The sequence below is a fragment of the Candidatus Neomicrothrix sp. genome, assembly GCF_035329545.1.
Taxonomy (GTDB): Bacteria; Actinomycetota; Acidimicrobiia; order Acidimicrobiales; family Microtrichaceae; genus Microthrix; species Microthrix subdominans.
In genome coordinates, this window is the sequence record NZ_DAOLGP010000042.1 from 1 (window position 1) to 15,386 (window position 15,386).

The window sequence follows — 15,386 nt, forward strand, 5'->3', positions numbered from 1 at the left end:
TGCGCAGTCATCGGAATGCGATTGCTGCCTTCTCAGCCTCTGCCGATGAGGCTCTTCTCGTTATTCCATGCACGTGAAAGTCCAATCTCGGTCCGTGTGAACCCCAGATGAGTCGTGCAGAGCGCAGCCCGGCCGTTGCGCCATCGGTCAGCGACGGCCGACGTGCAGAACGATGGCTCTTCCCACTGGGTAGCGCCGTTACCGGGAGTCGAAGCGCCCGGTGGACGGGGCCGTCTCGCCGGGTACTCGTACGGTCGGTTGCGTCGCCGATCTCCGGGTCATCGACGTGGATCGATCCACCTGCCGCAGACCACAATCAGTCCACATTCTCCGGCGTATTACGCGGTAGGAGGTGGTATCTGCTGACTCGAACCCCCGAAAGACCGCTAGAGACCAGGCCCTACCAGTTCCTACCATCTGTATGGACTGACTCGTAATGCGCAGGTCAGGAGTTCGAATCTCCTCCCGGGCTCCAAAAAGCGTTGCAATTGCAAGGGTTTCGAGAAAGTCGACGCCCGTTCAAGATGTGGGCGGGCCACTTACGGGCCACAAACTGGTTCACTTTCGAACACCCGGGATTGCCGCAGGCGCTCGGTGCGAACTGCGCCGGGCGTACCGGCCGGCGACAGGTTGTGGGCGGTGCCCGCTTCCATTTGGCGACCGATTCAGGGTTCTCGGTATCAAGGTTCGCACCGTGTCGGAGTTCTCAGAACCACATCGCGCCGGTGGTATCGGATGCTGAGGGCCGAGGCCCGGGCGACCATGAGCGGTGGGTGGCACCTGGCGGTGGACTGATGGCCGACTTGGACATTGCGAGTGAGTGCCCGCCCAGAGCCGCTAGGGCTAGTGGCTACCGAGCGATATGAGGACGATCTGGACGATCTGGTGCGCGTCGCCGCTCCCTTTGACCTGGTACTCCTTGTTGTATCGGTAGTCCACACGTCCGCCACCGGTGATCTCGTAGTGGTAAACCCGCGACATTCCGTCACTGGTAGCGCCGTACTGGCGGCCTTTCATGGGGGTCACGGTCCCCAAGAGGGGCTTCTGGTTGGGTCGCGTGGTCAAGTGCGTCCAGAGTTCGAGCGCATTGCTCTCGCCACACATTTCGGCGATGCGGTTCCAGTCTTGAACCTGCTTGCGATGTACCAGCACACGCCAAGCCGGCTTCTCGCTCGGCTGTCCTGAGGCCGGATAGCGCGCTGACACGAAGGGCGCGTACGCCTTTGGTTTCGGGTCGCCGCGACTCAACGGCTCAGCCTTCGCCCGGCGGTGTCTCGTGGGGCTCTGCGGCGTCTTCGACCTCGACCCAGTCTTCGTCGGCACTCCGGCCGTCGAGGATCTCCCGGGCAACAGGGTCAGCCAGGGTTTCGGCGCTCATCCGCCATTCGTGGAGCAGACGCTCGACAGGGGAGTGGTCCCGCCCAGATGCCGCGCGCACGATGGCGTCGTTGACCTCTTGTTGGAACTCTTCGATGTCCTCGTCCTCGAAGGCGTCGAGGAAGGCCCAAGGCCCGTAGTCACCGGGCCGGCGTTGTTCCCGTGGGCGGCGCAGAGCCATGTCCAGGGTGAGATAAGCGACTGCGTGGTCGCGCACAGCTGCCACGTGTTCGAGACGGGCCTCGCGCATCATGATGAGCGATTCGCCGTCGGTGCTGCGCAGCCGGGCCTGTGAGTCCAGCGCTTCAGCGATGAAGGTCTTGCGGTGGTTGCCAGCTAGGTCTGAGGGTTGGTAGATGCGGTCTTTGGTTGTCGTCACGGCAGTCATCCCTAATCAGTGTTGCCACGATCCTGCATACGATCCTATGCAGGGTTGGTCAGTATGGCTACAGGTTTCGCATAACTCAAGTCGGGCGGTGGGCCTCCTGTACCGCCAGCGCGGTGAAGTACTGCTCGATGAGGCACTCCAGCGTCACGTCGCGAGCCTTGGCCTGACAGGACAGGATGTGGCGGGCCTCCTCAAGCAGCACTACGAACGCAGTGGCCCTCGTCTCCTCCGGGAACGCACCAGCGATCACACACAGCATCCCGGCCAGGGCGGAGTTCACCACGAGCATGTCGGCCTGGTTCAACGACTGTTGGATACCCCACGCCGGACGCCCTAGCCGAACAAACCGGTGCGCAACAAGGCACGTCTGAGCGGCGCGGTACGCCTGACGAACGGACTCGTCGACGTCGAGGTCCTCCAACTGGGCCTGGCCCTGAGCTACTTCCAGCACGATTTCACCAGGGTCAACACCGGTTACCTCAGCCGCAAGGTCGACGAGGTTGCCGATACGAGTCAGCAGGTAAAGGAACCGGTCTTCGGCGAGTTCGGGCGTTGTTGCATCAGTCAGGTGGCACGCAATGAAGGTCGACGCGGCATCAATTAATCCGCGGCCATAGGCCGTGAGGTACTCGCCGATGAGGCTGTCGGCACGCGCAGCGTCCCGGTGAACGACCGCAGCGGTGATGATTTCCCGGACAGCGCGAACGGCAGAGCCAGCAGCACCGCCAGCTCCTACTGCCCCTGAGCCGTCCACGTCAGTCACCGCAAGGCCTCCCAGTGGCGCTAGCCAGATCTCTGCTCCTCGTGGACCATTCTGTCGGATACCACTGACAGGCGTCGGAAGACCGTGCACGGTAGAGGAGAAGCGTGCCGAAGTCACCGACACGCCCCCTGTAGTCAGGTCGTCGAGCTCGACACCACCCGGGTCGGTCGGCCACATCACTCATCGCTCAATCGAGGCTCCTTGCAGTCGCCGGGGTGATATCGGTCGTTGCCGGGAGTCAGAACGCTCGGGCAGATGTCAGCGCTGTGCCAGCTCGACGCCTCCACGACACCTCCGGGTCAGGGTTCGGACGCGTCCCTGGCGAATGCAGCCATGGCCCGCCGTGTTTGGACCAATGCAGGGAGATGCGTGGCCCATCCGAACTCGATGCCGTTCATGGTCACTTCCGACACACTCGCCGTGCCAGCGACCGCCCATTTCCAGGATCCCGGGCCGGTCAACGGTCACGCCAGCATCGACCATCACCCATGCCCGCGTTGAAAGGCACCAGAGCTGTCCGTGATGGCTAATGAGGATGGCGCTCAACACCACCCCCGAGCCGATGCCGGACGGGGGAGCGGGCCACTTATGGGCCACAAACTCCGGCGTATAGCGCGGTAGGAGGTGGTATCTGCTGACTCGAACACCCAAAAAACCGCTAGATACCAGGCTTTACTAGTTCCTACTATCTATATGGACTGACTCGTAATGAGCAGGTCAGGAGTTCGATTCTCCTCTCGGGCTCCAAACCTTGCAATTGCAGCGATCTGAGGACTGTAACACCGAGCCGTAGATAGCTCGGTCCACAATCAGTCCACATACTCCTCGTATTGAGCGGTAGGGAGTGGTACCGGGTGGTGCGGTCGCCCCAACCGGTGGCAGGTACCGGCGCCTACCAACTCCTACGACCCGCAGAAACTGACGAGAAACTCCCAGACCAGGGGTTCGACTCTCCTTCCGATCACCCAAAACTGTTGCAATCGCAGGGGTGCTGAGGGCGACTTTCGGGAGTGGTGTTTTGCAGGTCTCAGGTGTCACTGACCTCAGCCAGCCGTGACGCAACCATACTGTTAGTGGTAATGTTGCGCCATGAGGGCGGAATCGTATCGACGACGGTTGTGGGACTTCGCTGTCGGCCAGTATGGGTACGTGCGTGCCGCTGACGCCCACGATCTTGAGATTCCGGTCGTTGAATTGGGCAAGTTGGCGGCTCGTGGGCAGATCCATCATGTGGCCTATGGCCTGTATCGGTTTGATGATCTTCCGCCGACGCGGTTCGATCGATTCTTCGAGGCGGTTGCTCGTGTGGGCGGGGATGCACATCTCACGGGCGATGCGGTTCTGGCGCTGCACGAACTAGGGCAGGTCAACCCCCAGGTTGTTCGCGTGGGCACGTCGCGGCGTGTCCGAGCCCAGCTTCCGAAATGGATCGCCATCGAGCGCGAGACGCTGCCCGACGGTGACCTGACCTCCTACGAGTCGATCCCGTCGGCCACGGTCGCCCACGCGATCCGTTCGTGTCGAGACACAGTCATGTCAGATCGGCTGCTGGTAGCGGTCGACGATGCCAGGCGTGATGGCTTGCTCAGCGTCGCAGAACAGCGAGAGTTTCGTGCCGAGTTGGAAGGAGCCGGATGAGTATTCCTTCCTACGAAGGGCCTCCGGCGCACCGGGTGGCGCTCGAAAAGCGTCTCAGGAACATCTGCGACGCGCTCGATCTCAACGAACTCCGGACTCGCACCTCTCTTGCCCACACGGTGATCGCCCAGTTGTTGCCGATGGGTGTGGTCAAGGGCGGCGCCGCGATCAAGTTCCGGACCGGCGACCACGCGAGCCGAGTTACACGCGACCTCGATGCCACTCGAGGGGCCGATCACACCGTCGAAACCTATGCGGCAGAGTTGTCCGCTCACCTGGCCGACGGGTGGCAGGGCTTCACCGGACGACTAGTCGATCGGACCCCTGCTGATCCGCCCGACGTTCCCGGCGAGTACGTGATGCACCCCTTCGAAGTAAAGCTGGCCTATGCCGGGCAGTCATACGTGACGATTGAATTCGAGTTGGGACACGACGAGGTCGGCTCGACCGCAGCACCTGCGTTGGCCCTGGATGCCGCGATCGCTGAGGTCATCGAACGACTTGGGTTCCCGACTCCTGAGCCGGTTGCGGTGCTCGCTGTCGAGCACCAGATCGCGCAGAAGCTCCACGCCTGCACGACACCGAACCGGCAAGGCGGTAACGAACGCGCCCACGATCTCGTCGACCTTCAGATACTTGTAGGTGTCGACCCTCCAGATCTCAGGGAGCTGGCCAGGATCGGGAGGCGACTCTTTGCCGCTCGGCGGGTATCGCCATGGCCGCCGGAAGTGCGTGAATGGCCGGGCTGGGACGACCGCTATCTAGCCGCCTCCGAAGGCCTCGACGTGCGCCCACTCGATGACGCTGTGCAATGGCTTCAAGCACTCGTCGATGAGGCAGAGCAGACCTCCGCTGGATGACGTCAGCAACCTTCTCGGCAACTGCGTCGACATGTCACGCCGCGCACCTGAGCAGCTCGCTGATGGGGGCACTCCAGGTCGATCGACCCGCTACGGCACAGACCACAATAAGTCCACATTCTCTGGCGTATAGCGCGGTAGGGGGTGGTATCTGCTGACTCGGACGCACCAAAACCCGCTTGGTACCAGGTCCTACCGGTTCCTACTACCTATCTGGACTGACAGTGAGAATGATGTGTGTGGGCCAGCGCACCGCCGGTCTGACTCTTGGACTGACTGACTTCGTGTCTTGAACGGGATTTGTCGGCCAGTAGGGCGCTGGCCCCACATGCACCTATCCGCGATCGACGTGACCTAATAGGAGCCTGCGCTATCAGGCGCCCATCACTGTCTTGTCCATCGGTTGTTGGCGCGTGCTGCCCACCCGTTCAGAACCAACGAGAGGACAGCGATGACCATCGTCGCAGACCCACCCGCCCCCGTCGACACCCTCGAGGTCACCCTCGGGATCGACACCCACGCCGATACCCATGTCGCTGCGGTGATCGACCCGCTGGGTCGCCACCTCGGACACGCCACCTTCGAAACAACCTTGTCTGGGTTCAAAGCACTCCTGGCGTGGGCGGCGGGCTTCGGCACGATCGCGCTCGCCGGTGTGGAAGGCACCGGCGCATACGGGGCAGGCCTGACCCGGTTCCTTACCGCCGAGACCGTCCCGGTCGTCGAGGTCGACCGGCCGGATCGTAAGAACCGACGAGATCAGGGCAAGTCCGACCCGATCGACGCGTACGCCGCCGCCAGAGCCGCCGCCTCCGGGCGTGCGTCGGGCACCCCGAAAGCCCGGACCGGTGATGTCGAATCGGTCCGAGCTCTGCGGGTGGCCCGGAACAGTGCGGTCAAAGCCCGAGCAACGGCGTTGACCCAACTCAAATCACTGATCGTGACGGCCCCCGACACGCTCCGTGCCCAACTCGTCGATCTCGACGGAGCCGAGCTCGTCACCACGTGTGCACGACTGCGACCAGCCCGCAGCCCCAACCCGACGCCACCACCGTCCACGAAACGAGCACCTCGGCCTGGGCCGCTGGCCGACCCCACCGCTGCAACAAAACGGTCGCTTGCCTCGATCGCCACCCGGATCAAAACCCTCAGCACCGAGATCACCGAACTCGACGACGACCTCGACGCGCTCCTCACCCCACTCGCGCCAACCCTGCTCGGCCTCCTCGGGGTCGGCCTCGACGTCGCGGGCCAGCTCCTCGTCACCGCCGGAGACAACCCCGACCGCATCCACAACGAATCCGCGTTTGCTCACCTCTGCGGCGTCGCACCAATACCCGCAACATCAGGCAAAACCGTCAATCGTCACCGCCTCAACCGCGGCGGCGACCGGGCAGCCAACGCAGCGCTCTACCGCATCGCCATATGCCGACTCCGCTGGGACCCCGACACCCGCGCCTACGTTGAGCGACGCACCAAGGAAGGCCTCTCAAAGAAGGACATCATCCGCTGCCTCAAGCGCTTCATCGCCCGCGAAGTCCTCGCCGCCATACGAACCGATCTCAACCCCAGAAACCCTGCTTGACATCCATAGGAGCATCTCGTAACGAGCAGGTCAGGAGTTCGATTCTCCTCTCGGGCTCCAAACACCGTTGATATTGAAAGGGTTTTGAGACTTCTAGTTGCTGCTGCAAAATCCTTGCGGGCCACTTTCAATGTGGCCCGCCCATTTTGGGGTGCGACTCCGGGTCAGCCTGAGGGCCCGGTCACTGGCAGCGATGCCGCTTGGCTGCGAGCTTGACTGCGTCGGCGGGTGACTGTTCGGTCGTTCTAGCTCGACGGTTAGCGATTGCTTGACCTCGTTTGGTGTGCCAACTGTGTCGTTGTGACTCCGGGAGGCCGCGAGCGGCGATTCGGTCGAGGTGCTGGACAGCCCTGCTGGAACGGACGTCCTCGATCTCGCCGAGGAGTTCTCGGACGGTCATTGGGTCAATCAAGCGACTGAAGACAAGCGTGTCGACGAACTCGATGTCCTTTTCCCGGCCGGCGATCAGCTTCGCAGCGGCCAGATCGTGCGGGTCCAAGCACCAGCCAGTCGCTCCAGAACTCGGATCGACCTCTGGGATCAGCCGGTCAAACCAACACTTCTCCAGCACCGACGTGTCGATCGAGATCCCGTCGACGTGAAAGCCGAAGGACTCTTGGAAGCGGGAGTCCTGCCCAAGGGAACCGTCAAGGTGGTCCGATAGCCGTTCGACCTCGGCGCGGTCGGCCGCCACCGGCATGATGTCTACCTCCGCCGACATCATGAGGCTGGGATCAAGAATCGTTGCTGAATACGAGGCGAGAATGGACTGGGAGCCCATGATGACAATGGCCCCGCTGGCACCCTCGGAGCGAAGCACTTCTCGGGCCGCCCGGATGCTGTGGTGAAATTGTTCGAGGTTCATCGCTGCAGCCCGTGAACCGCCCGCCGACGTTCGTCATCGGTGAGAACGCCGGCAAACGGTGAGCTCTGGCGAAGATCGCGTGCAAACTGATCGACCGAAGTGAGAAGCGAGCAGACCGGGCCGGGTCCCAGTTCCAGTAGCGACTCCCAAACGTCAACCCACGGCTGTTCGTGCTGGCCGATCACTCGCATTTCCTTAAGGTTCTCCCGCGCTTTGGCGATCACTCGCTCTGGGTTGCGTCGAAGCCGCTCGGCCACCGCCGAGCTGAGCGCCAGCGATCGACGCTCTTCAAACGTCATGGTCGGCACGGCAGCAAGATCGAAGTGCATCGCGCGCATGACCCTGGAGAGAGTGTCGGTCCTTGGGCTGACGCGATCGCGCTCGTAGGTGTTGATCCGCTCCCTGGACGTCGCTGTCAGTTCGGCCAATTGCCCCTGCGACAGGCCGAGTTCCCGGCGACGAGAAGCGATCAGGTCGGCTGCACTCATTCCTTTAGTGTATCTGAACCGATACGGGCTGGCGAGCACGTCGAAGAACTGGTCTCGGCCATGGCAGCTTCGGCTGCTCTCACCCGCAGCGAAGGCGGGGGAGCGGGCCACTTATGGGCCACAAACTCCGGCGTATAGCGCGGTAGGAGGTGGTATCTGCTGACTCGGACGCCCCAAAACCCGCTTGGTACGAATCCCTACCAGTTCCTACTATCTATCTGGCCTGACTCGTAATGCGCAGGTCAGGAGTTCGATTCTCCTCCCGGGCTCCAAAAACCGTTGCAATTGCAAGGATTTCATGGAATTTGACGCTTGTTCAAGAAGTGGGCGGGCCACTTACGGGCCACAAACTGGTTCACTTTCGAACACTCGGGGCTGTCGCCGGCTCGGGCGGGGCCCTTGTGGTGGCGGTTGTAGGACTCCCGCTTCCCTTCGAGCCGGCGGGAAGCTCGGCGGAGGGTTTGGCGGAAAAGCGGAAGCCCTACAGCTGCTCAACAGCGCTGAGCTGTTCTTGTCCACCGTGAGGTAGTGAACCAGCCCTTGCGAGGGGTATCGGGGGAGTAGCCGGTCGGTTCGCCATATTGGTGCGAACCCTGTGAGACGCCCGGTGGAACTTCGCAGGTCGTTGCCGGGCGGAGATCCGCTACGGCGATCCGGTTCAGCCCAACGGTGGCACCGTGGGGATTGAGGGGCTGGGAGTGTGGACGATCGAGAGCGGGCACGCTGCCCCGATAGCGGGCAGAACTGCAGCGGGCGGCGTCGTAGGTGAAGCTCATGAGGCGGCGCTGCGTGATGGCGTCACAGGTATTCATGGGTCGTCTCCCCGAAGATAAGGCTTGAAATCAGCTCACCTCAACGCGAAAACGGGCCTCGTGCGATCCGAGGCCCCAGCGTCGAGGGTGCTTCGGTTTGATTCGGCCTAGGCCTACTAACCGAACCCTTCGACACCGTCAATGATGGCGACTCTGGCGCTGGTTGCAACAGCAGCGAACTCAGAAGAGCGTGTGCCAGTTTTGGAACCGTCGGTCGGTGACTATTGGTCCGACGGCGTTGGACTTCAGCGCGACCGACAACCGAGCGTCGATTGCCGCGAGGCCTTGGTCGCCTTCCACCCAGCGCCGCCGAATCCCCGCGATCAGGTCGGCGGCCTGAAATCCCTCGCTCGAGCGAGAACTGGCGTAATACACGCAGGGGTGGACGTTGAGCCGGCCTCGTGGACGTCGCCCAGTGAACCGACCTCTTGGACCGCCACTGGCCCGCGGCGGACGTTGGCCCGACCAGAACCGAGCGGGCTCAGCTGGCGGCGCGGCGCGGGGCGAGCGCAGCTGTCTGCGCGGCTAGGTCGTCGAGCATGGTCTTGGCGCTGGCGGTCATGATCTCGTTGGGCTGGACGACGCCGTCGTCGTCTAGGAACTGGGCGGCGAACGGAACGGTGACGGCGGGGGCGACGGGCGCCATTCCCACCGAGAGGACCACTGGCTCGAGTGCTTGCATGGCGCGGGTGCCGGCGGAGACGCCGCCGTAGCTGAGGAAACAGACCGCCTTGTGCTTCCACTCGTTGTGCAGAAAGTCGATGGCGTTCTTCAGCACCGCGTTGTAGCTGTGGTTGTACTCGGGCGTGACTAGAACGAAGGCATCAGCGCGAGAGATAGTGGCGCTCCAGTCTCGGGTGTGCTGGTGGGTGTACTGCGCCAGGCGCGGGTGGTTCGGCTCGTCGAGGAACGGTAGGGCGACGTCGGCCAGGTCCACCATCTCCACAGTGAAGTCACCGTGGTCGGTAGCAGCGCGTTCGATCCACTCGGCGAAGGATCGCCCGATGCGGCCCGGTCGGGTGCTGCCCACGATCACTTGGAGGACCGGACGGTCCCGATCGTTGCTGGGGGTAGTTGGGGCGTCGTTGTTGGTCATGGTTCCCTCAATATAGTTGATCTATCAACTGAATGCGATCTTGGGCTCATTCCGGGCTCAGCGGATGGTGGCGTGCATCTCCCAGATCAATACCTCGGCCTCGCTGTCGGCGGTGAGCTTCTGGCCGCCCGTGCCGGTGAGGCGAGCGGCGTCGCCTTCGGCGAGGGGTCCGGCTCCTTCGAGGTCGACGTTGCCTCGGGCTACGAAGAGGTGGACGAACGGGGCGTCGGGAACGGTGACGCTCCCGCCGACATCAAGTCGTGCCGCGTGGAGCGCGGCGTCGCGGTTCTGGATCCGGATGGCGGCGTCACCGTTGTGCTTGTCCATTCCCGAAGCAACCGGGACGAGACCGCCTCGCAGGAGGCCATCGTCGAGTTCACGCTGCTCGTAGCCGGGCTGGATGCCCCGCTCGTCGGGCGGGATCCACATCTGGATGAACCGGACCGGCTCGTCGTGGCTCGGGCCGCCCTGCGTGCGCCACGAGTCGTTCCTCTCCGAGTGCAGGATCCCGGTGCCGGCGCTCATGCGCTGGGCCAGGCCCGGATAGAGCACGCCGGTGTTGCCCTCGGAGTCCTGGTGCACCAGTGACCCCTGGAGCACCCAGGTCACGATCTCCATGTCCCGGTGGGGGTGGGTATCGAAACCGGCGCCAGGCAGAACGACGTCGTCGTTGCTGACCAAGAGCAGGCCATGGTGGGTGTTGTTCGGGTTCCGGTGGTGGCCGAACGAGAACGAGTGCTTCGAGTCCAGCCAGTCGATACGGGTCTTGAACCGATCGTCGGTCCGCCGGACATCGACCTGGGGGGTGAGGGGGTGGGTGGTGGCGGACATGGCCGGCCTCGCAGTCAGGGGATCGAAGGAATGTGCATGACATATCAACCACCCTGCGTGCCGGTTCATTCCCTTCGGGAGGAGGGGAAGTAGCATCCGGAACTAGTTCGACGTCCTTAGGATCATGTGATGAGTTTCGAGCCGCCCCTAAAAGCCGAATTGACCGCCTTGTCGACTGAGCCAGACCCTGGCGAGGAGGAATCCTGATGCGCATGGAGACCCTGTCGACAGCGATGAACCGGCTTCGCGCCGAGGGCTACATCGAGGACTTCATCGCGGCCCCTGACGGCGAGCTGCACTGCGGTGCGTGCGAGGGAGACTGCGCCACCAATGTCGAGGTCGATGAGATCGTGCGGTTCGAAGGGGCGTCGGACCCCGGTGATTCGGCCATCCTGGTCGCGCTGCACTGTGGGTGCGGTCACGCCGGTCTGTTCAGCGCCTCCTACGGCCCGGACATCGCGCCCAACGACGCCATGGCCCTTCGTCGGCTCGCAGAGCGCAGGACATCGTCCGACGACTGAGGGGACCCGCCATGACTTCAGCCATCGAACTACGCATCGATCCCAGGGTTCGACCGGTCGGCGGCGGCCAGGTGCGGCGTCTTCTCCCGTATCGCAAGCGTCGCATGGTGGGGCCTTTCATCTACGCCGACGTCATCGGCCCGGAGACGTTCGCGGCTGGATCGGGGATCGACGTCGACGCCCACCCCCACATCGGGCTGTCCACGGTGACGTATCTGTTCGAGGGCCGCATGGTGCATCGCGATTCGACCGGGGCGGTGGAGACCATCGAGCCGGGAGCCATCAACTGGATGACCGCTGGGTCCGGAGTCACACACACTGAACGATCTCACCCCGACGATCGGCCGACGACCCGAACGATGCACGGTCTCCAGACCTGGGTGGCCCTGCCGGCCGATGCCGAGAACGCGGCACCATCGTTCGAGCACACCGCTACAGCCGACATCCCGACCGACACGACCGGCCGATCCTCGGTGCGAGTCGCCGTCGGCTCCGGCTGGGGCCTGGACTCGCCGGTGACCGGTTCGTCGCCCCTAGTGCTGGCGGAGATAGAGCTGGACGCCGGGTCGCCGGTTCCGATCGTGTCGGACCTTCGGGAGCTGGCGGTGTTGTCGCTCGCCGGCGAGGTACGGGTCAACGACGAACTGGTCGCGGCGGGTCAGCTCGCGGTGCTTCGCCCTGAGATCGCGTCCACGCTCAGTGGCGCCGGTACCGCCATCGTTCTCGGCGGCGATCCGGTCGGCAAACGCCACATCTGGTGGAATTTCGTCCACAGCGAGCCAGAGCGGATCGAGGAGGCCAAGGCCGACTGGATCGCCCAACGGTTCTCCCGCATGCCGAACGACCATGAGCCACACGTGCCGCTTCCCCGCTGAGCGGATCAGTCGCGAATGTTGCCCGTCACCACGACGGGCCGTGGACGCATCCATACATCGATGATGCGATCGACCTGCAACTCGACGCTCGGTTCGCCGTCAGCGGCCTGGGCCGTCCTGAGGAACCGGAAAGAGGAGCGAGCTGCCGGTCGATGCGGTTCACAGTGTGCCCTGGCCGCTGAGGCTGCCAATGCCGAGGCCGGAACCGGTTTCGGCGTTCAACTCAGCCGGAGCCCCCACGGTCGCATCGACCGTTCCGTGGGGATGCTCAGGCGGCCCGTAGATCGCGTACAGCTTGAGGGGCACGTCACCGATATTGGAGATGTTGTGCCACACCCCGGCGGCGACGAGGATCGCCCAGTCATCGCCGACCTCCTCGTCGAAAGGTAGGTCGTGCCCGGTTGGCCCCATCTGTACCCGCGCTCGTCCAGACTCGATGCGAAGGAACTGATCGCCCTCGGGGTGGACCTCCAGTCCGACGTCACGACCGGGCTCGATACTCATCAGCGTCATCTGTAGGTGGGAGCCGGTCCACCGCGTGGTCCGGTAGCTCTCGTTTGCCAGGGTGTCGGCCTCGATGTCGGTTACAAAGTGGCTTGGTCCCTCGTCTCCAAAACTCGTGCTGGTCATCGGACCTCCTGTCCTCTCTCGGCTCTCAGACCTCAACGCCAATGCAAGCTAGTCACGTCTATCGTGTCCATGAGAAGACACCTCCACCAAGCGGGACTTCCATGAGTAGTTCCCTCGAGAATCGCGTCGTCGTCATCACCGGGTCGGCAGCGGCATCAGAAGAGCCAGCGCAATCGCATTCGCGCAGGCCGGCGCGATCGGAGTCGCCAGCGACATCGACGCAGAGACCGCCGCCGAGACGACAGACATCATCAAGGGCACCGGCGGTCAAGCGATGTCGAACCCCTGCGATCGAGATCATCCCAGAGACATGTCGGGTATCGTGAATCGGACGTCGAACCAAGGAGTGGCGATGGCCGCCATCACTGTCGAGGACACCGGGAAGCTGCCCCGACTGGCCGCTCCGCCACCTGGGGTCCCGAGCCGTCCGATCCGTTCGGTCACCGTGGCGCCGAAGGGCTTCGAGGGCGAGGGGTTCCCCGTCCGGCGCGCCTTTGCAGATGTGGACCTGGCCATCCTCGACCCGTTCATCCACCTCGACCAGATCGGTGAGGTCAACTACGCGCCCGGCGAGCCCAAGGGCACCCCATGGCACCCCCACCGAGGCTTCGAAACGGTCACCTACATGATGGACGGCGTGCTCGAGCACGCCGACTCCATCGGCGGTGGCGGCGTCATCCGCGACGGCGGCACCCAGTGGATGACCGCCGGCAAGGGGATCCTCCACGTCGAGACCCCACCCCAGGATGTCGTGGCCGCCGGTGGCTGGTTCCACGGGCTCCAACTATGGGTGAACCTGCCCAGCGCCAAGAAATGGATCGACCCGCGCTACCAAGACCTCGAACCCGATCAGGTCGTCCTGGTCACCACCCCGGGTGCCGACACGCTGCTGCGGATCATCGCCGGGCCGCTCGGCGAGTTCACCGGATCGGGCTCCACCCATTCGCCGATCACGATGGTCCACGCCACCTTCGACCCCGGTGCCCGAGCGGACATACCGTGGCCAGCGTCGTTCAACTGCCTCGTCTACATCCTCGGCGGCGACGCCACCGTCGGTGCCGAAGCCCGCCCGGTGACCACCGGCGACCTGACCGTGTTCGGCCCCGGCGACGCGTTCACCATCGAAGCCGGACCCCAGCAGGACACCCGCACCGGTGGACTCGAGGTCTTGTTCCTCGGCGGCCAGCCCATTGGTGAGCCCGTCGCCTGGCACGGCTCGTTCGTGATGAACACCGAAGCCGAGCTGCGCCAGGCCTACGAGGACTTCCACGCCGGCAAGCTCGGCGTCGTGCCCCCGAACCATCCCCTCGCCCCCAGCGACGAGGTCGTAGAGGGCACCGATTCCGCCCTCGACTGACAGGACGACATGAACGAGAACCGCAGCACCGCTTGGCCGGTCTTGCCATACGATGACTGGACCGACACGATCGAGACCGTGCACCTGTGGTCCCAGATCGTCGGCAAGATCCGCCTCGGCTACTCGCCGTGGCTCAATCACTCTTGGAGCGTCCCGCTCTACGTGTCGACCCGCGGACTGCGAACCTCGGTAATCCCCTTCGGAGCCGACGCCGCCGAGCTCGAATTCGACTTCCTCGACCACGAGTTGCGAGTCCACACCACGACCGGGCAGCAACGAGCGATCGCTCTGAAGACCGGCTCGGTGGCCGCCGTCTACCAGCACGTGCTGGATGCGATGACCCAAGTCGGGATGCCGGTGTCGATCGACCCGATACCGAACGAGATCGCCGACGCCATCGCCTTCGACCAGGACACCGCCGTGCGTCGCTACGATCCCGACCACGCCCACGCCCTGTGGCAGGCGCTGGTCCAGGCCGACCGGGTGCTCACCAGGTTCCGCGCCGGCTTCAAGGGCAAGGCCAGCCCCGTGCACTTCTTCTGGGGCAGCTTCGATCTGGCCACCTCCCGTTTCTCCGGGCGAACCGCGCCCCCGCACCCCGGCGGCATGCCGAACTTTCCCGACGACGTCGCTCGCGAGGCTTACTCACACGAGCTCACCAGCGCCGGCTTCTGGCCCGGCAACCGAGATTCACCTGAACCGGTCTTCTATTCCTACGCCTACCCCACCCCCAAGGGCTTCTCGACGGCGACTGTGGAGCCGCCCGAGGCACGGTGGCTCGAGGACCTCGGCGAGTTCGTCCTCTCCTACGCTGCGGTGGCCGGCGGCGAGGATCCCGACGCCACACTGGAGTCGTTCTTCGACACCACCCACGCGGCAGCCGCCGAACTCGGCGAATGGGACCGGGAGAACCTCGAGTGTGATCACCCCGAAGGGCCCGACTGGTGGCGAACTCGGCCCCACCAGGACTCATGATGACCGCCATCGAACTGCGCATCGACCCCCGGGGTCGCCCCGTCGGCAACAGCCAGGTCCGGCGCCTGCTGCCTCACCGCACCCGCTGGATGGTCGGCCCATTCATCTTGGACCACGAGACCTCAGCCACGCTCAGCGGTGCCGGCAAGGCGATCGTCCTTGGTGGCGAACCGGTTGGACCCCGCCACATCTGGTGGAACTTCGCACACGCCGATCCGGATCGAATCGAGCAAGCCAAGGACGCCTGGACCCGACAACGGTTCCCGACCGTCCCCGGTGACCACCACCCCTACGTGCCACTTCCCGAACCGCCGGGACGCTGATC

General features: G+C 64.0%; 16 protein-coding genes. 8 read left to right on the forward strand and 8 right to left on the reverse strand.

Annotation, left to right across the window (positions count from 1 at the left end; translation table 11 throughout):
* Nucleotides 1–843: 843 nt before the first annotated feature.
* The 3 genes from PKD89_RS17125 to PKD89_RS17135 all read right to left on the reverse strand — a co-directional run bounded on the left by PKD89_RS17125 (nucleotide 844) and on the right by PKD89_RS17135 (nucleotide 2,528).
* Complete coding sequence (locus PKD89_RS17125) at nucleotides 844–1,248, reverse strand: hypothetical protein (protein WP_289012639.1); 405 nt, start codon at nucleotides 1,246–1,248, stop codon at nucleotides 844–846.
* Nucleotides 1,249–1,252: 4 nt separating this feature from the next.
* The gene (locus tag PKD89_RS17130) at nucleotides 1,253–1,765 is read right to left on the reverse strand and encodes a hypothetical protein (protein ID WP_324332624.1); all 513 of its coding nucleotides are present in this window, start codon (nucleotides 1,763–1,765) and stop codon (nucleotides 1,253–1,255) included.
* 76 nt (nucleotides 1,766–1,841) lie between these two features.
* Entirely contained in the window at nucleotides 1,842–2,528 is a 687-nt protein-coding gene (locus PKD89_RS17135; RefSeq protein WP_287379449.1) for a hypothetical protein, read from the reverse strand.
* A 1,089-nt stretch (nucleotides 2,529–3,617) separates the two neighbouring features.
* Between PKD89_RS17135 and PKD89_RS17140 the strand changes: the two genes are divergently transcribed.
* The 3 genes from PKD89_RS17140 to PKD89_RS17150 all read left to right on the forward strand — a co-directional run bounded on the left by PKD89_RS17140 (nucleotide 3,618) and on the right by PKD89_RS17150 (nucleotide 6,611).
* On the forward strand, nucleotides 3,618–4,166 hold the full coding sequence (locus PKD89_RS17140; RefSeq protein WP_289012641.1) for a hypothetical protein: 549 nt from the start codon (nucleotides 3,618–3,620) through the stop codon (nucleotides 4,164–4,166).
* Nucleotides 4,163–5,026 carry a nucleotidyl transferase AbiEii/AbiGii toxin family protein gene (locus tag PKD89_RS17145; RefSeq protein ID WP_289012642.1) on the forward strand — a complete coding sequence of 288 codons (864 nt, stop codon included), beginning with the start codon at nucleotides 4,163–4,165 and terminating at the stop codon, nucleotides 5,024–5,026. The genes PKD89_RS17140 and PKD89_RS17145 overlap by 4 nt, the downstream gene beginning before the upstream one ends.
* Nucleotides 5,027–5,477: 451 nt before the next feature.
* On the forward strand, nucleotides 5,478–6,611 hold the full coding sequence (locus PKD89_RS17150) for an IS110 family transposase (RefSeq protein WP_289012643.1): 1,134 nt from the start codon (nucleotides 5,478–5,480) through the stop codon (nucleotides 6,609–6,611).
* Between the two features lie 181 nt (nucleotides 6,612–6,792).
* On the opposite strand, the gene PKD89_RS17155 is transcribed toward PKD89_RS17150, so the two are convergent.
* From PKD89_RS17155 to PKD89_RS17170, 4 genes are all read right to left on the reverse strand, one after another.
* On the reverse strand, nucleotides 6,793–7,476 hold the full coding sequence (locus tag PKD89_RS17155; RefSeq protein WP_287379453.1) for a DUF6036 family nucleotidyltransferase: 684 nt from the start codon (nucleotides 7,474–7,476) through the stop codon (nucleotides 6,793–6,795).
* On the reverse strand, nucleotides 7,473–8,003 hold the full coding sequence (locus PKD89_RS17160; protein WP_289012644.1) for a helix-turn-helix domain-containing protein: 531 nt from the start codon (nucleotides 8,001–8,003) through the stop codon (nucleotides 7,473–7,475). The genes PKD89_RS17155 and PKD89_RS17160 overlap by 4 nt, the downstream gene beginning before the upstream one ends.
* A gap of 1,254 nt (nucleotides 8,004–9,257) precedes the next feature.
* Complete coding sequence (locus PKD89_RS17165) at nucleotides 9,258–9,872, reverse strand: NADPH-dependent FMN reductase (RefSeq protein ID WP_289012645.1); 615 nt, start codon at nucleotides 9,870–9,872, stop codon at nucleotides 9,258–9,260.
* 57 nt (nucleotides 9,873–9,929) lie between these two features.
* Complete coding sequence (locus PKD89_RS17170) at nucleotides 9,930–10,703, reverse strand: pirin family protein (RefSeq protein ID WP_289012646.1); 774 nt, start codon at nucleotides 10,701–10,703, stop codon at nucleotides 9,930–9,932.
* A 206-nt stretch (nucleotides 10,704–10,909) separates the two neighbouring features.
* On the opposite strand from PKD89_RS17170, the gene PKD89_RS17175 reads away from it, so the two are divergent.
* Both PKD89_RS17175 and PKD89_RS17180 read left to right on the forward strand, forming a co-directional pair.
* The gene (locus tag PKD89_RS17175) at nucleotides 10,910–11,224 is read left to right on the forward strand and encodes a hypothetical protein (RefSeq protein ID WP_289012647.1); all 315 of its coding nucleotides are present in this window, start codon (nucleotides 10,910–10,912) and stop codon (nucleotides 11,222–11,224) included.
* A gap of 11 nt (nucleotides 11,225–11,235) precedes the next feature.
* Nucleotides 11,236–12,099: a pirin family protein gene (locus PKD89_RS17180; protein WP_289012648.1), complete on the forward strand. Its 864-nt coding sequence runs from the start codon at nucleotides 11,236–11,238 to the stop codon at nucleotides 12,097–12,099.
* Nucleotides 12,100–12,258: 159 nt separating this feature from the next.
* On the opposite strand, the gene PKD89_RS17185 is transcribed toward PKD89_RS17180, so the two are convergent.
* Nucleotides 12,259–12,729 (reverse strand): cupin domain-containing protein, encoded by a 471-nt coding sequence (locus PKD89_RS17185; protein WP_289012649.1) that lies wholly within the window; start codon nucleotides 12,727–12,729, stop codon nucleotides 12,259–12,261.
* A 352-nt stretch (nucleotides 12,730–13,081) separates the two neighbouring features.
* On the opposite strand from PKD89_RS17185, the gene PKD89_RS17190 reads away from it, so the two are divergent.
* Genes PKD89_RS17190 through PKD89_RS17200 form a run of 3 tightly spaced genes read left to right on the forward strand, consistent with a single transcriptional unit; the run spans nucleotide 13,082 to nucleotide 15,384 of the window.
* Nucleotides 13,082–14,086, forward strand: coding sequence for a pirin family protein (locus PKD89_RS17190; protein ID WP_289012650.1), 1,005 nt, complete (start codon nucleotides 13,082–13,084; stop codon nucleotides 14,084–14,086).
* 42 nt (nucleotides 14,087–14,128) lie between these two features.
* Nucleotides 14,129–15,061 carry a DUF5996 family protein gene (locus PKD89_RS17195; protein WP_289012651.1) on the forward strand — a complete coding sequence of 311 codons (933 nt, stop codon included), beginning with the start codon at nucleotides 14,129–14,131 and terminating at the stop codon, nucleotides 15,059–15,061.
* Nucleotides 15,061–15,384 (forward strand): pirin-like C-terminal cupin domain-containing protein, encoded by a 324-nt coding sequence (locus tag PKD89_RS17200; protein ID WP_289012652.1) that lies wholly within the window; start codon nucleotides 15,061–15,063, stop codon nucleotides 15,382–15,384. The genes PKD89_RS17195 and PKD89_RS17200 overlap by 1 nt, the downstream gene beginning before the upstream one ends.
* Nucleotides 15,385–15,386 lie beyond the last annotated feature (2 nt).

Bases quoted from the DNA above. Each gene is read 5' to 3' on its own strand.
- PKD89_RS17155 (WP_287379453.1), bottom strand. From the start codon at position 7,476: ATGAACCTCGAACAATTTCACCACAGCATCCGGGCGGCCCGAGAAGTG.
- PKD89_RS17140 (WP_289012641.1), top strand. From the start codon at position 3,618: ATGAGGGCGGAATCGTATCGACGACGGTTGTGGGACTTCGCTGTCGGC.
- PKD89_RS17185 (WP_289012649.1), bottom strand. From the start codon at position 12,729: ATGACCAGCACGAGTTTTGGAGACGAGGGACCAAGCCACTTTGTAACC.
- PKD89_RS17170 (WP_289012646.1), bottom strand. From the start codon at position 10,703: ATGTCCGCCACCACCCACCCCCTCACCCCCCAGGTCGATGTCCGGCGG.
- PKD89_RS17190 (WP_289012650.1), top strand. From the start codon at position 13,082: ATGGCCGCCATCACTGTCGAGGACACCGGGAAGCTGCCCCGACTGGCC.
- PKD89_RS17130 (WP_324332624.1), bottom strand. From the start codon at position 1,765: ATGACTGCCGTGACGACAACCAAAGACCGCATCTACCAACCCTCAGAC.
- PKD89_RS17145 (WP_289012642.1), top strand. From the start codon at position 4,163: ATGAGTATTCCTTCCTACGAAGGGCCTCCGGCGCACCGGGTGGCGCTC.
- PKD89_RS17180 (WP_289012648.1), top strand. From the start codon at position 11,236: ATGACTTCAGCCATCGAACTACGCATCGATCCCAGGGTTCGACCGGTC.
- PKD89_RS17200 (WP_289012652.1), top strand. From the start codon at position 15,061: ATGACCGCCATCGAACTGCGCATCGACCCCCGGGGTCGCCCCGTCGGC.
- PKD89_RS17150 (WP_289012643.1), top strand. From the start codon at position 5,478: ATGACCATCGTCGCAGACCCACCCGCCCCCGTCGACACCCTCGAGGTC.
- PKD89_RS17175 (WP_289012647.1), top strand. From the start codon at position 10,910: ATGCGCATGGAGACCCTGTCGACAGCGATGAACCGGCTTCGCGCCGAG.
- PKD89_RS17165 (WP_289012645.1), bottom strand. From the start codon at position 9,872: ATGACCAACAACGACGCCCCAACTACCCCCAGCAACGATCGGGACCGT.